Here is a 16,468-nt window from a genome sequence, read left to right on the forward strand (position 1 = left end):
TATCGCTTTAAAATCCAAATATTAGTGGACGCGTTACCGAATATTCTGTACAACTATTACAGAACGCCGGCGAATGTCTGACAATATCAATCGGCGTTGTTTGGCTTTCGGGTTCGGCACTGATATGAGTATATTAAGCGGATATACACTGACAGAGAAAATAGCCGAGGGCGGGAAGTCCGTAGTATACCGGGGCATACGTGAAAGCGACAACCTGCCTGTTATACTGAAAATAATCCGCGAGGCCAATCCCTCCCTTTCGGATATCGCCCGCTTCAAGAAAGAATATGAGCTCATCAAGGCGGTGAGGATCGACGGCGTCATCAAGACCTACGGCCTTATCGAAGAGAAGGACCGCATCGCCATGGTGCTGGAGGATTTCAATGGCGTCTCGATCAAGGAAATCATCAACAAGCGAAGATTCGACATCGAGGAGTTCCTGGAGGTCGCGGTGCTCGTTGCCGAAACTCTCGGCTACATTCACGAGAACAAGATAATCCACAGGGACATCAAGCCCCACAACCTGCTGTACAACACGTCGACGGGCGAGGTCAAGATAACCGATTTCGGGATATCGTCCCTCCTGGGGCGGGAACATGAGAACATATACGACCCCTGGATCATTTCCGGGACACTCCCGTACATGTCGCCCGAGCAGACCGGGAGGATCAACCGGCCCATTGATCACCGGACCGACCTCTATTCCCTCGGCGTAAGCTTTTATGAGATGCTCACCGGGTCCGTTCCCTTCACATCCAAGGATCCCCTCGATATACTCTACTGCCACATAGCCAGGGAGCCGGTGCCGCCGGACCGGCTCAACGGCGATATACCGGATATAATCTCGGACATCATCCTGAAGCTCCTGGCAAAGAACGGGGAAGACCGGTACAACAGCAGTTACGGCCTCAAATCCGACCTTGAGGAATGCGCCCGGCAGCTGAAAAAATACCGTAAGATCAACCGGTTCGACCTGGGACATGATGATTATTCTAACAGGTTCATCCTGCCCCGGGCCCTCATCGGAAGGGAACGGGAGAAATCCCTGATGATGGACGCCTTCAACCGCGTATGCCAGGGGGCCGTGGAGATGGTGGTCGTGACCGGGCCCCAGGGTGTCGGAAAATCGTCGCTGGTCAGTGAGCTGGAAAAGATGACAGCCGGCCAGAACGGCTATTTCATCTCCAGTAAATACGAAATGACGCGGCAGAGCGTGCCCTACAGCGCCCTCATCCATTCGTTTCAGAAGCTGATGCTGCGCATCCTGGCGGAGGGTGAGGAGCGGGTGTCCCGCTGGAGGAACTGCATTATGAGGGCCCTGGGAAGCAATTGCCGGGTCATGATCGACGTGATACCGGAGCTCGAGATGATCATCGACCGCCAGCCGGACCTCCCGGAAATCGATCCTGAAAAATCCCAGTACCGGTTCAAGCTGGTCCTCGGCGAATTCATCCGGGTCTTCACAAAACGCGAGCATCCCCTGGTGATCTTCCTCGACGACCTGCAGTGGGCCGATGCGGCAAGCCTCCAGCTGATATCCCGGCTCATGAACGATTACACCACCGGGTACCTGCTTCTCATCGCGGCATTCCGCGATTCCGAAGTCGGTCCGGACCATCCCCTTACCGGAGTCCTTGCCGGTTTCAGCGACAGGATAAGCAGGATCACCCTGGACCCTCTCACTGCCGGAAACATCAGCGAATATCTTTATTACATCATCAACAGCAGGAAAAGCGATGTCTTCCCCCTTGCGGAAGTGCTGTACAATAAGACAAACGGCAATCCTTTCTTCCTGGTCAACCTGCTCAGGGCGATCTACGACAGCCGTTACCTCCGGTTCGTCTCATCGGAGGGATGGGAATGGGACATTGAAAGGATCATAGGTATGCAGGTATCCGAGAATGTGGTGGAGCTCATGACGGAGCGGTTTGCCGCCATGGATGCGGAAACGCAGAATGTCTTAAAGATCGCCGCCTGCATCGGGAACCGCTTCGATCTTGAAGATATGGCCATCCTCCTGGGAAAGAATATCGATGACGCCCTCTCTGATCTGCAGAAGGCCATCGACGAGGGCCTGGTTTATCTTTCCAACAAGTATTATTATTTTCTCCATGATAAGATACAGGAGGTGATCTATTCCCTTCTGCCCGCGGCCGAAGAGTCCATGATGCATTACCGTATCGGCCGGCTGCTCATCGGCAGGGTCAGGGATGAAGAGCTCCATGAAAAGATCTTTTACATCGTGAACCAGATGAATGCCGGTTCGTCGCAGGCTTCGACCCGGGACGAGCGCATCGAGATCGCCCGCCTCAATCTCATGGCCGGGCACAAGGCGAAATCGGCCACCGCCTACGCGGAGGCCCTGAATTATTTCAGGTCCGGCATTGCGTTGCTGGAAAGCGACTCGTGGGAGTCTGATTACCGGCTGACCTATGACCTTCATATCGAAAAGGCCGAATGCGAGTACCTGGACGGGGACTATGACGGCGCCTTCGGGCACCTGGATTACATACTCGATCGCGCCCGCGGCTCCATCGACAGGGCCCGGGTCTACGATAAAAAGGTCATCATGTATACAAGCCTGGGCTCGCACCGCCTGGCAATGGAATACGGCATTGAGGCCCTGAAGCTCTTCGGCATGAGGATACCCCCGAGGCCGGGCCGCCGTCATATCATCCTGGAAATGGCAAAGGCCAGGATCAAGCTGGGGAAGAGGCGCGTCGACGACCTGGCCAATTCCCCTGATATCGTGGATCCGGAGATCACCATGATCCAGACCCTCTGCATGAATACGGGGACCGCCGCCTATTTCGTCGACAATGACGTCGTTGCCTTCCTGGCCATGAAGCTTGTGAACCTGACCCTGGAGCACGGAAACTCGAAGATCGCCTCCTTCGCCTACCTGTCCTACGCCCTGATACTGGGGTCCGGCATGGGCAGGTACGGATCCGCCTACCGGTATGGCATGCTGGCCCTTGAGCTGAACGATAAATATAAGAATGCTGACCTGGAGCCGCGGCTCCTCTTTATTTTCGGGTTTCTGGTCAGCCACTGGAGAAAGCACTATTCCCGGACACTGGATCTCCTGAACAGGTCATACCGGGTGGGAGTCGAGACCGGCGACCTCAATTTTGCGGTATACTCGGCAATAAACAGCATCCAATACCGGATCAGGTACGGCGGAGACCTGGATGAGATATACAATGACCTGGCGGGTTACAGGGATTTCGTTTACCGGGTGAAGAACGAGGAGTTCATCTTCGAGTTCATCATGGCGCAGCGCTATATCCTGAGCCAGAAGTCGAGGACCCGGTCGATCTCGGATTACAGCGATGATGAATTCAACGAGAAGGAATTCGTGGAGAAGATCAGGCAATACCGGGTCACCCTGCACAGTTATTACATTTATAAGATGATCTCATTGTACCATGCACGCGAGTACGATGATGCCCTCGGGATAGCCGCCATCGTCAAGGACACCATGAGGGACGTCTTGTTCGGCCAGACCAATGTCGTGTTTTATTATTTCTTCCACTCCCTTTCGCTGGTCGCGTCCATTCCCGGCCTGCCGGAGGGCGCCAGGCGCAGCCGGTTGATTCAGGTTATGAAAAACCAGCGCCGCCTCGGGAAGTGGGCCCATAACTGCCCGGAAAACTACCGTTCCATGTATCTCCTGGTCAGGGCCGAAGTGGCGGCGGCCCGGGGCAGGTACTCCCGCGCAGCCGACCTGTACGGCGAGGCGATCAAGGAGGCGCGGGCCAACAATTCCCTGCTCTGCGAGTCTATCGGCAACGAGCGCGCCGCGATGTTCCACCTTTTCCGAGGCAATGAATTCATCGCCCGGGCGTACCTGGTTGAGGCCCATTACTGCTATACGAAATACGGCTCCGCGGCGGTTGCCCACAGGATAGGCCGGGAATATCCCCAATTCATCAGCGGTGAATACCTGGCGGCGTCCCGTGAATCGCACAAGGATCATTCGAGCAGTTCATCGGGCATACAGGGCATCGACTTCACCATGCTGTTGAAGACGACCCAGATCATTTCCGGAGAGATCGTGCTGGAAAAGCTCCTGAAAAAGCTTACCATCGTGATAGGCGAATGCGCGGCCGCGACGAAGGGGGCCCTCATAATGGAAAAGGACGGGGCCCTGGTCATCGAGGCGAGCGGCGACATCGCCACGGGGCGCATCGAGGTGCTGAAAAGCATACCCATCTATGCCAGCGGGGAGATATCGTCGGCCATCGTGCACTACGTGGCCCGCACCATGGAAAACCTCGTTCTCAACGACGCCGCCAACATGGGCCTGTTCGTGAACGATCCGTACATACGGAAGAATCGCTGCAAGAGCGTCCTCTGCCTGCCCATCATGTCCCAGGCAAAGCTGACCGCGATCTTTTACGCGGAGAACAGCCTGACCACCCAGGCCTTCACCGAAGAGCGGATCGAGCTCCTGAAGACACTGGCCTCGTACGTGGCCATTTCGGTAGACAACGCGAGCCTTTACGCCAAGCTCGAGGACAAGGTGAAGGAGAGGACCATGGCCCTGGAATACGCCTATGAACAGGTTAACCGCGCGTATCAGACGATCCAGGAGGACATCTCCCTGGCTCGGCGCATCCAGGAGAATATCTTGCAGAGCCGGCTGGGCCAGGATTCGCGATTTTCCCTCGATATCCGTTTTTATCCGATGAGCGAGGTGGGCGGAGATATCTATGATATCGTGGAGATAAAGCCGGGGATACTGCGCGTGCTCCTCGCGGACGCCACCGGCCACGGGATACAGGCGGCCCTGGTTACGATGCTCATTAAGAGCGAATATGAAAAGCTCAAGTATCAGCATATCGCTCCCTCGGAGCTGATGGGGATCCTGAACAAGGAGTTTTTCATCCGCTACGGGAACATGTCGGTGCTCTTTTCGTGCATCATCGTCGACATCGATATCAATACCCGCTCAGTGCGGTACGCCTCCGCCGGCCATCCCGACCAGTACATCATACAGAAAGGCGATGTCACGGTGCTGAAGCGGACCGGCAAGATCGTCGGGTTCGGCCGCGACCTCGCCTACGGGTGCGACGAGATACCCATATCCCTGGACGACAAGCTGGTCCTCTTCTCGGACGGCATCTACGAGGAGTTCGACCTGGACATGAAGGAGTATGGCGAGCTGAGGCTGAGGGAGGTCATACGGAAATGCTCCCGCGAGCCGGTGCAGATCATAGCCCGCAGCATCATACAGGACGTGCGCGATTTCACCGGCTCCGACCGGATAAACGCCAATGACGACGTGACCATCATCGGCGTCGAGATGCGGTGATAGAATACCCCGCGGGATCAGTTGAGGAGGATATGGTTTTTCCCGAAAAGCCGGAGGCGTCCCGGCGACAGGGGGTGGCACCGCACCGTCCTGAAGGGCTTCAGCATCGGCGCAACGATGTCGCGGTCCGCGTAGATCCTCCGGCCGATCATGTCCGCGGCGTAGTTCCTGCGCATGCCGTCAATCAGTATGACGCAGCGCGGGCTTTCGGGATGCTCCGCCGACCTCATGAATAGGTCCTTCACCGTGACCGTGCGGCCGTCGATGCCGAGGGCAAGGCTGTCCGGCTCCGCGGCGGATATGACGGCGGCGCGTATGTTCTTCATGATGGTAATGGTCGAGAAGGGGGCGATGAACCAGGAGCAGTTCCTCTCAAAAGTGACCCACTTGTGACGGCGCCCCGCATAGTCCCGTTCGGGCTCTTCCCCTTCCGTCACGATGGCGGGCAGCTCGTCATGGGAGAGCCTCGGGAAATCCTCGAAGCTCGTGTTCCGGTTGTCCGCGATCTTCATCAGGAGGCCGTAGACCAGGTTGAAGTCCAGGCTTTCCCTGGTATAGCGCTTCCGGTACGATTCGAGGACCGCCTTGAGGCGCATCACCGCTTCCGTTCCGTGGATGATGTTGTACCCTGAATATATGGATGAAAGAATGTCCAGCTGCCGTGTTATGTCCGCGTAGGCCGTTTCAAAATCGACGTATTTGTACTCCAGCTCATGGATCGATTTCTCGATTTCATTGTGGATATGCTCGATCTTCTGGAGATTGAAGTTCCACAGTTCCCCGTAATCACGGTAGGTCGCCTTGCTTCGTTTATCCGGTTCGGAGTTCATTGACGTAATTCTATACTATCCTTCCGGAATAGTCAATAATTTTTGCATATCGTCCCAAATTACTTGACTTTGACGCCGATTTTCCAAAAATAGTTACTTCACGTTCATCCTGTCGCATGCGGTTGTCCAACGACCGGCAGTGCCTGTTCGGGAAATAGGGGGGGGCACAGCGCCCCACGTAAAGAGGTATCATTATGATTGGAAAAAAAATTCGCCTTCAGCGGTTGATCAACCGCAACACGGGGAAGACTATCATCGTTCCCATGGACCACGGCGTCACCGTGGGACCGATCCCGGGCCTCATCGACATGGCCCAGACCGTCAACCGGGTCGCCGACGGCGGCGCCAACGCCATCCTGATGCACAAGGGGATCGTTGAGACGGGACACAGGAATTCCGGCAAGGATATCGGCCTTATCGTGCACCTGTCCGCCAGCACCGTGCTGTCGCCCGATTCCAACGCCAAGACCCTGGTATGCACCGTTGAGGAGGCCGTGCGCCTCGGGGCGGACGGGGTTTCGATCCATGTTAACATCGGGGCCAACACGGAATCCGACATGCTGAGCAAGATGGGCAACGTGTCCCGGGCGTGCCGGGACTGGGGAATGCCGCTCCTGGCCATGATGTACACGCGGGGATCCAAGATCAAGAACGAATACGACGTGAATGTTGTCAAGCACGCGGCCCGGGTCGGCGCCGAGCTCGGCGCCGACATTGTAAAGGTCAACTACACCGGTTCCCCGGAATCGTTTTCCGACGTGGTGAAGGGGTGCCCGGTGCCGGTCGTCATTGCCGGCGGCGAAAAGATGGAGACCGACGAAGAGATACTGGAAATGGTGCGGGGCTCGGTACAGGCCGGCGGCGCCGGCGTATCCATCGGCCGCAACGTGTTCCAGCACGACGACCCGACGACCATCGTGAAGAAAATTTCTGAAATCGTTCACGGAAAATAAGGAATGAAGGAAATCTGGCTCCACCTGGCATCGTGGGACAAGAAGCTCGTGACCGAGGCGCTCGAGGCGGGCGTTGACGCCATCATCACCGCCGCGGACGAATTCGTCCCCCGGATCAAGGAGCTGGGGCGGATGGCGGTCATCGCGCCGGCCCAGGGCGACCGGAAGATACCCGATGACGTGGAGATGATCGTCATAAAAAACAAGGACGACGAGAAGAGGGCCGCGGAAGCCCTGAAGAGCCGCGTGGTGGTGGCCCGCACCACGGACTGGAACATCATCCCCCTGGAGAACCTGATACCTCGGGGAGGCGAGCGCCTCTACACCTTCGTGAGGAATTCCTCGGACGCAAAGCTCGCGGCGGGGATCATGGAAAAGGGCGTGGCCGGCGTGGTTCTCGAGACCGACGATCCCTCCGAGATAGGGAAGACCGTCCGCTATATTAAGGATCTCGACAGCGAAACCTACCGGATGGCAAGCCTCGAGGTGACCGGCATCAGGAACATCGGCATCGGCGACCGCGTCTGCGTCGATACCTGCAGCAATATCAATCCGGGCGAGGGCCTTCTGGTGGGCAACGGCAGCCAGGGCATGTTCCTCGTTCACGCGGAGAACATAGAGAACCCCTACGTCGCGCCCCGTCCCTTCCGCATCAACGCGGGAGCGGTCCATTCCTACGTGAAAGTACCCGGGGGCGCAACCAGGTACCTCGGCGAGCTGAAGACCGGCGACCCGGTGCAGATCGTTACCAGCGGCGGCGGCACCTATACCTCCTACGTGGGGCGCTCCAAGATAGAGAAGCGGCCGATGCTGGTCGTCTACGCCACGGACGGCCAGGGCGGCGAATACTCGGTGGTGCTGCAGAACGCCGAGACGATCAGGCTAACGGCCCCGGATGGAAAGGCCGTCAGCGTAGCGCAGCTGAAGCCCGGCGATCATGTGCTGGGGTGTCTCGAAAAGGGCGGGCGCCATTTCGGGATGGCGGTGGATGAAACGATCAAGGAGCAGTGACGCGCGGCCGCGATGAAGAACGATAAAAGCAAGGGGATGATCGAAGCCGAGATCAGCGACGCCCTGGTCAGGTTCGAAAAGGAGTACATGGGCAGGGGGCCCGTCGAGACACGGACCTACATCGTCGAGGACATGATCATCGTGCGGCTCAAGGGCGTTCTCACCAGGGCGGAAGAGCAGCTGGCCACGAGCGACGAGGGGCTCGTGCTGATCAAACAGGTCCGCCTTAAGCTCATGGAAAAGGCGCGGTCCCTGCTGGAATCCATCATCGGCGATATCACGGGATGCACCGTTAAAAGCATGCATACCGACATCAGCACCGCGACCGGCGAGCGGGTGATCATTTTCATGTTGGACAGCGACCTGGGAGAAAAAATTTTGTCCGCCAGGACAAAAAAAGATTGAATGAAAGGGGACTTCATTTCTACTGGCTATGACAGCGAAGTGGAAGACCGCATTGAAGGCCTTATTGAGCTCATGAGCATCCTGCAGGGGAGTTTTTCGGAGCCTGGTTTACGGAGCCGATAGAAAAACCCTCATTATTAAATAATAAGGTTGTTGATAGGTAAGCCAGCATCAAATTCCTTTCAGCAGGGAGGGACAGAGGTGTTGGCTTTTTTATTATAGGGCGCTTTCCCCCGGTGCCTGCGCCGGCGAGGGGCGCCGCAACATCGATGGTCGCAACGTATAATTTATAAAAAGGTATACCGCTATGAAGCTCTCGAAAAGGATCATGAATGTCAAACCGTCGGCCACTCTGGAACTCACCGCCCTTGCCAACAGGCTGAAGGCCCAGGGAGTCGACATCATCGGCTTTGGAGCGGGCGAGCCGGACTTCGACACGCCTCAATCGATAAAGGACGCTGCGAAGAAGGCCATCGATACGGGCAAGACAAAATACACGCCCGCGGGGGGGATCGTCGAATTGAAAAACGCGGTCATCGCCAAGTTTCAGAAAGAGAACGGCCTGGAATACAGGCTTCCCGAGGTCACGATCAACTGCGGCGGAAAGCATTCATTTTACAACCTGATGCAGGTGATACTCGATCCGGGCGACGAGGTTATCGTGCCTGCGCCGTACTGGGTTTCATACCCCACCATGGTGGAGCTTGCCGAGGGGAAGGCGGTCATCCTTGACTGCCCAGAATCGACAGGCTTCAAGCTGACCCCGGAGCAGCTGAAAAACGGCATTACCGCGAAGACCAGGGCGATTGTCATCAATTCGCCGTCCAATCCGACCGGCTCAGCCTATAACAGGAAAGAGCTCGAAGCCATCGCGAAGATCGTCGAGGACAAGGATATCATACTCATTTCCGATGATATTTATGAATCAATAGTATATGACGATTTTAAATTCTGCAATATCGCCAACATATCCGATGCGTTGAAGAAAAAGACCATCGTCCTGAACGGCGTCTCCAAAACCTACTCCATGACCGGCTGGCGGATCGGCTACATGGCCGGCGATTCCGACATCATCAAGGGCGTGGAAAACCTGCAGAGCCAATCGACATCGAACCCGACTTCAATCGCCCAGTGGGCCGCTGTGGAGGCCCTGGCCGGGGACCAGTCGGTGAAGGATGAGATGCTGGCCGCCTTCCGGAGAAGAAGGAAGATAATCGTGGACGGCTTGAATTCCATTACCGGCGTTTCCTGCATGCACCCGGACGGCGCGTTCTACGCCTTTCCGCGGGTGAGCGGCATCTTCACGCTTCCCCGCTGGCCGGAGGTAAAGGCCAAGTATGGCAGCAAGGGCAATTCCTCGGTCCTCTGCTCCTATCTGATCGACGAAGCGCGGGTGGCCGTGGTGCCCGGTATCGAATTCGGCAACGATGACTATATACGTCTTTCCTTCGCGACCTCGGATGAAAACATCAAGAAAGGAGTCGAGAGGATAGGCGAAGCGGTCCGGAAGCTGGCATAAGCGGCCTTGATATGGACGACAATAATGAATGATGCAACGCTGAAATACGGCGGTAAGGAGTACACCTTCACGGTCATAGAGGGGACCGAGGGCGAGCGGGCCATCGACATCAGCGCCCTGCGGAGCAGTACGGGCTTGATCACCCTTGACGTCGGGTACCAGAACACCGGCTCCTGCCTGAGCTCCATCACTTATATCGACGGCGACAGGGCCGTGCTCCGCTACCGAGGGATTCCCATAGAAGAGCTGGCCGAGAAGGCAGCTTTCACCGAGACGGCCTACCTGCTCATCTATGGTCATCTGCTCAATGAAGATGAGCGGAAGGTGTTTTCCCAGCGCCTCACGGACAATTCCATGATCCACGAGGAGATGCTCCGTTTTTTTGAAGGGTTCCCCATCGGCGCGCACCCGATGGCGATCCTGAGCACCATGGTGAACGCCCTTTCGGTATATTATCCACAGTTCTTTACCGACGATTTCGAGAGCGGCATCTTCGACCTGATGGCGGTCATCCTGATATCCAAGATCCGCACCATCGCGGCCTACTCCTACAAACACTCGATAGGCGAACCTTTCGTTTATCCGCGCCATGACCTCCGTTATTGCGCGAATTTCCTCTACATGATGTTCAACAGTCCCGTCAGGCCCTACGAGGTCGACCCCGATATCGACAAGATACTGAACATCCTCCTCATCATCCATGCCGACCACGAACAGAACTGCAGCACCTCCACGGTCCGCCTGGTGGGAAGCAGCATGGTGAACCTCTACTCTTCGATCTGCGCGGGCATCTGCGCCCTCTGGGGGCCCCTCCACGGCGGCGCCAATCAGCGTGTGATCGAGATGCTCGAAGGCATCAATGAGCGGGGACTCACCGTCAGGCAGTGCATCGACCAGGCGAAGGACAAGAACAGCTCCTTCAAGCTGTCCGGGTTCGGACACCGCATCTACAAGAACTACGATCCCCGGGCGAAGATATTGAAAGAAAAGTGCGATCAGCTGATCAGGAAGTACAATATCCACGAGCCCCTGATCGACATAGCCATGGAGCTGGAGCATGCCGCCCTCAGGGACGACTATTTCATCGAGCGGAAGCTCTATCCTAATGTCGATTTCTACAGCGGCATCATTTACCGGATACTGGGCATACCGACTGATATGTACACGGTCATGTTCGCCATAGGCCGCCTGCCCGGCTGGATAGCCCAATGGAAGGAGATGCACGATACCAGGCCCTTCAAGATCGGAAGGCCGCGCCAGGTTTACATCGGCGAAAAAAACAACAGTTACGTCCCCCTGGATAAAAGGAAGTAGGGTCCGGGCTACGGCGAATAGGCATTGTTATTTAGTCTTGGCGGATTGTTATCTGTAATATAACAATATAGTATTCGCCGTCAGTACTTTAGCTTGACTTATTATACGTGTTTTACTAACTTGAATAGTAACAGTAAAATAGGCAAATATGCGATTTTATAGATCAATAGACTTGTTGCATAACTAGTGTGAGACTCAGTTTCGCAAGAAGTATAAACAGTAACCATTATACATTGCAGAATATTTTTCAGAAGGAGATTATCGATGTCCCCTAAAAAAAAGATGAAATCAATGGATGGCAACATGGCGGCAGCCCATGTGTCATATGCTTTTTCCGAGGTCGCGACGATTTATCCCATTACCCCCTCTTCACCAATGCCTGAATACGTGGATGAATGGGCCGCGCGGGGAATGAAGAATATCTTCGGGGATGTCGTCAAGGTAGTTGAAATGCAGTCTGAAGCGGGCGCCGCGGGAGCCATGCATGGCGCCCTTCAGTCCGGAGCGCTGACAACGACCTATACCGCTTCTCAGGGACTTCTTCTCATGATCCCCAACATGTATAAAATGGCGGGCGAGCTCCTTCCCGGCGTCATGCATGTCAGCGCCCGGTCCCTGTCCACCCATGCCCTGTCGATTTTCGGCGACCAGTCGGACATTTACTCGGTCCGCCAGGCGGGGTTCGCCATGCTTGCTACCGGCGGAGTCCAGGAGGTCATGGACCTGGGCGGCATAGCCCACCTGGCCGCCATTAAAAGCCGTGTTCCATTCATGCACCTCTTTGACGGGTTCCGGACCTCTCATGAAATACAGAAGATCGAAGTGCTCGACTTCGAGGATTTAAAACAACTCCTCGATATGGATTCCCTCGATCAGTTCCGCAAACGCGCCCTGAACCCGCAAAACCCAGTGACCCGGGGCACGGCCCAGAATCCCGATATTTATTTCCAGCTCAGGGAAGCGAGCAATTCCTACTATAATGCCGTGCCTGACATCGTTGAAGATTACATGAAGGAGATAACCAGGCTGACGGGGAGGGAATACCATCCCTTTGTCTATTACGGATCCCCCGATGCGGAGAACATCTTAATAGCCATGGGATCGGTCACCGAAACGGCCAGGGAGACCGTGGATTACCTCATCGGCAAGGGAGAAAAGGCCGGCCTCATATCGGTCCACCTCTACCGGCCGTTCTCAGAGAAGTATTTCCTGAAGGTCCTGCCGAAAACGGTGAAACGCATCGCCGTCCTTGATCGGACCAAGGAGCCCGGCGCCAACGGCGAGCCCCTGTATCTCGACGTGCGGGACATGCTGTATAACAGGAAGGAGCAGGTCCTTATCGTCGGCGGGCGCTACGGCCTCAGCTCCAAGGATACGACCCCGAACCAGGTCCTCGCGGTCTTTGACAACCTGAAGCTTCCGGAGCCGAAAAACGGGTTCACCATCGGCATTACCGATGATGTCACATTCACGTCCCTTCCCGTCAAGGATATAGTCGACACTGCGCCGGCCGGGACCTTTGCGGCAAAATTCTACGGCATCGGCGCGGACGGAACCGTGGGCGCCAACAAGAATTCCCTCAAGATCATCGGCGACCACACCGACCTTTTTGCCCAGGCCTATTTCGCCTACGACGCCAAAAAGTCGGGCGGGGTGACCGTCTCTCATCTCCGGTTCGGGAAAAAAGAGATCAAATCAACCTATCTGGTCACCAGCGCGGATTTTGTCGCCTGCCACGTGCCGGCGTATATCGAGCAGTATGACATACTCAAGGGACTCAAAAAGGGAGGGACCTTCCTTCTTAACAGCATCCAGGACGCCGAGGAAACAAAGAAGCGCCTCCCGGACCATATCAAGAAATATCTCGCGGATAACGAGATCAAGTTCTACATCATCAATGCCACGAAAATCGCCGAAGAGATCGGCCTGGGTACGCGCACCAACAGCATCATGCAGGCGGCATTTTTCAAGCTTGCCAACGTGATCCCGTACGATGACGCGGTCAAGCACATGAAGGGCGCCATTGACAAGACCTACGGCAAGAAGGGCGACGATGTCGTGAAGATGAACTACGCGGCCATAGACCGGGGAGCGGACGGGTTGGTGAAGGTCGATGTCCCCGTGGAGTGGAAGAACATCAAGTCTGAAAAGGAAAAGGCCCGGGGCGATGTGCCGGAGTTCATAAAGAAAATCGCCGACCCGATGAACCATCTTGACGGGGACAGCCTGCCGGTAAGCGCCTTCTCCAACATGCCCGATGGGACCTTCCCCCAGGGGACGTCGGAATATGAAAAACGCGGCATTGCGGTCAACGTGCCGGAATGGCAGCCTGACAGCTGTATCCAGTGCAACCAGTGCGCCTATGTCTGCCCCCATGCCGTGATCCGTCCCTTCCTGCTCAATGAGAAAGAGGCGGCGGCCGTTCCGGCGGGGACGACCCTCGTCGATGCCAAGGGCAAGGGCCTGGAAGGGCTCAAGTTCAAGATCCAGATCAGCCCTCTCGACTGCACCGGGTGCGGCAACTGCGAGCAGACCTGCCCGTCGAAGCCGAAGTCCCTTGTCATGAAGCCCCTGGGAACCCAGCTTCCCGAAAACGAACGGTGGAACTATTTCAGGAACAATGTAACGTATAAAGACGCCCTCATGGCGAAGAATACCGTGAAGGGAAGCCAGTTTGCTCAGCCCCTCTTCCAGTTCTCCGGAGCATGCGCCGGCTGCGGCGAAACGCCCTATATCAAGCTCATCACCCAGCTTTACGGAGAACGGATGATGGTAGCCAACGCGACGGGCTGTACGTCCATTTACAGCGGTTCGGCCCCCAGTACGCCATACTGCGTGAATGCCGAAGGCTGCGGTCCCTCCTGGGCGAGTTCGCTTTTTGAGGACAACGCCGAATACGGATACGGGATGCAGATCGGCGTGGAACAGCTCCGCGACCGTATCGCGGAGTGTTCCCGCCGGCTGATAGCCGGGGACGCGTCGCCCGAGCTTAAGGCCGCTCTCCAGGAATGGCTGGACGGCAGGAACAACCCGGAGGCCTCGCAGGCGGCGGCGAAAAAGATCATACCGCTCCTGGAGAAAGACGGCAGCGAGCCGGCGAAGATAATCCTGGACTTCAAGAAGTACCTGGCCAAGCGCTCCATATGGGTCTTCGGCGGCGACGGCTGGGCATATGATATAGGGTACGGCGGACTTGACCACGTTCTCGCCTCCGGTGAAGACGTCAACATACTGGTCCTCGATACGGAAGTGTATTCCAATACCGGCGGCCAGTCCTCCAAGTCGACCCCGGTTGCCGCGGTTGCGAAATTCGCCGCGGCGGGCAAGCGGGTGCGGAAGAAGGACCTCGGCATGATGGCGATATCCTACGGATATGTCTACGTCGCCCAGATCGCCATGGGCGCCAACCAGGCCCATACCCTCAAGGTCATGCAGGAGGCGGAAGCCTATCCCGGTCCGTCCCTGATCATCGCCTATGCGCCCTGCATCAACCACGGCCTCCGGGCGGGCATGGGCAAAACCCAGCTTGAAGAGAAGCTTGCTGTCGAGAGCGGCTACTGGCACCTGTATCGCTACAATCCGCTCCTCGAAAAAGAAGGGAAGAATCCCTTTATCCTCGATTCGAAAGAGCCTGACTGGTCCAAGTTCCAGGGCTTCTTGCAGGGCGAGGTGCGATATACGTCACTAAAAAAGGAGTTCCCGGCGGTGGCAGACGATCTCTTCAAATCGGCGGAGGAAAACGCGAAGTGGCGTTATAATTCCTACAAGCGTCAGGCTAGCCTGGAATATAAATAAGAGTATAATAATCGATATTTACAAAACATATCCCCGCGAAAGCGGGGATATGTTTTTTTAATGGCGCAGCCGATTCCCGCTTGCGCGGGAAAGGGCGGAGGCATAGTATTGGCCCGTTTTTTATGTTACATAATCGCCGCAATGCTGCACCGTATCGATATATGCGGGGGGAATTCATAAGGAGAATACAATGGAAGAAAAGATTTACTGGATAGATTTTAACACCATGGAGAGGTTCATGGTCGACGTCCTAAAGGCGGCAGGAGTGCCCGATGAGGACGCCAGGATCTGCGCGGACATACTCATCACGTCGGACAAGCGGGGCATAGATTCCCACGGCATAAACCGGCTCAAGCCGATATATATCGACCGCATAAAAGACGGGATCCTCAATCCCATTACCAAAATGGAAGTGGTGAGGGAGGGGCCGACCACGGCGGTCATTGACGGCCATGACGGCATGGGCCACGTGATCGCGAAGAGATCCATGGATATGGCCATAGACAAGGCCCGGAAGTTCGGCATGGGGATGGTGGCCGTGCGCAATTCATCCCATTACGGCATCGCAGGCTATTTCACCATCAAGGCGGCGGAGGCGGACATGATCGGCATCACCGGCACGAACGCCCGTCCCAGCATCGCGCCGACCTTCGGCATCGAGAACATGCTGGGCACCAATCCCCTTGTGTTCGGCATACCCACCGACGAGGAGTTCCCCTTCGTGATCGACTGCGCCACGTCCATTTCGCAGCGCGGGAAGATCGAAGTTTACGCCCGCCAGGGGAAGGTAATGCCCGAGGGGTGGGTGATCGATAACCAGGGGAACTCGACGACTGACGCGAATGAGGCCCTTAAGAAGCTCATCGACGGCACCGCGGCCCTGACGCCCCTGGGCGGTATCGGCGAGGACGGCGGCGGGTACAAGGGCTACGGATACGCCACCGTCATTGAAATATTGTGCGCCGCCCTCCAGGCCGGAAGCTTTCTGAAAATGCTCACCGGCTTCGACAAGGGCAGGAAAGTCCCCTATCACCTGGGCCATTTTTTCATGGCCATCGATATATCCCATTTCATCGATCCGGCTGATTTCAAAAAGACGGCCGGCGACATTCTCAGGGAAATCCGGTCATCGAAGAAAATGCCGGGCCAGGAGCGGATCTACACGGCAGGAGAGAAGGAATACCTGGCATGGCTGGACCGTAAAGACCGGGGCGTGCCGGTCAACAAGAGCCTCCAGGAGGACATTGTCGCCCTGCGGGACAGCCTGAACATCAAGGGATATGATTTCCCGTTTTAATCTGCCGCAATGAAAGCGCGGTTTCGA

At 56.3% G+C, this 16,468-nt stretch carries 9 protein-coding genes; 8 read left to right on the plus strand and 1 reads right to left on the minus strand.

All coding sequences use genetic code 11. The features are described from left to right. Window positions 1-124: 124 nt before the first annotated feature. Window positions 125-5,317, plus strand: coding sequence for a SpoIIE family protein phosphatase (locus tag KA369_11995; GenBank protein ID MBP7736688.1), 5,193 nt, complete (start codon window positions 125-127; stop codon window positions 5,315-5,317). A gap of 17 nt (window positions 5,318-5,334) precedes the next feature. On the opposite strand, the gene KA369_12000 is transcribed toward KA369_11995, so the two are convergent. Further along, window positions 5,335-6,147 (minus strand): hypothetical protein, encoded by an 813-nt coding sequence (locus KA369_12000; protein MBP7736689.1) that lies wholly within the window; start codon window positions 6,145-6,147, stop codon window positions 5,335-5,337. A gap of 191 nt (window positions 6,148-6,338) precedes the next feature. On the opposite strand from KA369_12000, the gene KA369_12005 reads away from it, so the two are divergent. The 7 genes from KA369_12005 (at window position 6,339) to KA369_12035 (ending at window position 16,441) form a co-directional block, all read left to right on the plus strand. After that, a complete protein-coding gene (locus tag KA369_12005) occupies window positions 6,339-7,100 on the plus strand; it encodes a 2-amino-3,7-dideoxy-D-threo-hept-6-ulosonate synthase (protein ID MBP7736690.1) in 762 nt (253 codons plus the stop codon). Window positions 7,101-7,103: 3 nt separating this feature from the next. Next, window positions 7,104-8,111, plus strand: a complete 1,008-nt coding sequence (locus KA369_12010; GenBank protein ID MBP7736691.1) for a 3-dehydroquinate synthase II — start codon at window positions 7,104-7,106, stop codon at window positions 8,109-8,111. A 12-nt stretch (window positions 8,112-8,123) separates the two neighbouring features. Then, on the plus strand, window positions 8,124-8,516 hold the full coding sequence (locus tag KA369_12015; GenBank protein MBP7736692.1) for a DUF2294 domain-containing protein: 393 nt from the start codon (window positions 8,124-8,126) through the stop codon (window positions 8,514-8,516). 307 nt (window positions 8,517-8,823) lie between these two features. Next, window positions 8,824-10,035 (plus strand): pyridoxal phosphate-dependent aminotransferase, encoded by a 1,212-nt coding sequence (locus KA369_12020; protein MBP7736693.1) that lies wholly within the window; start codon window positions 8,824-8,826, stop codon window positions 10,033-10,035. Window positions 10,036-10,056: 21 nt separating this feature from the next. Continuing rightward, entirely contained in the window at window positions 10,057-11,349 is a 1,293-nt protein-coding gene (locus KA369_12025; protein ID MBP7736694.1) for a citrate synthase, read from the plus strand. Window positions 11,350-11,613: 264 nt separating this feature from the next. Continuing rightward, entirely contained in the window at window positions 11,614-15,144 is a 3,531-nt protein-coding gene (gene nifJ / locus KA369_12030; GenBank protein ID MBP7736695.1) for a pyruvate:ferredoxin (flavodoxin) oxidoreductase, read from the plus strand. Between the two features lie 190 nt (window positions 15,145-15,334). Beyond that, window positions 15,335-16,441, plus strand: a complete 1,107-nt coding sequence (locus KA369_12035) for an Ldh family oxidoreductase (GenBank protein MBP7736696.1) — start codon at window positions 15,335-15,337, stop codon at window positions 16,439-16,441. Window positions 16,442-16,468: the final 27 nt, after the last annotated feature.

The organism is Spirochaetota bacterium (assembly GCA_017999915.1).
GTDB lineage: Bacteria > Spirochaetota > UBA4802 > UBA4802 > UBA5550 > RBG-16-49-21.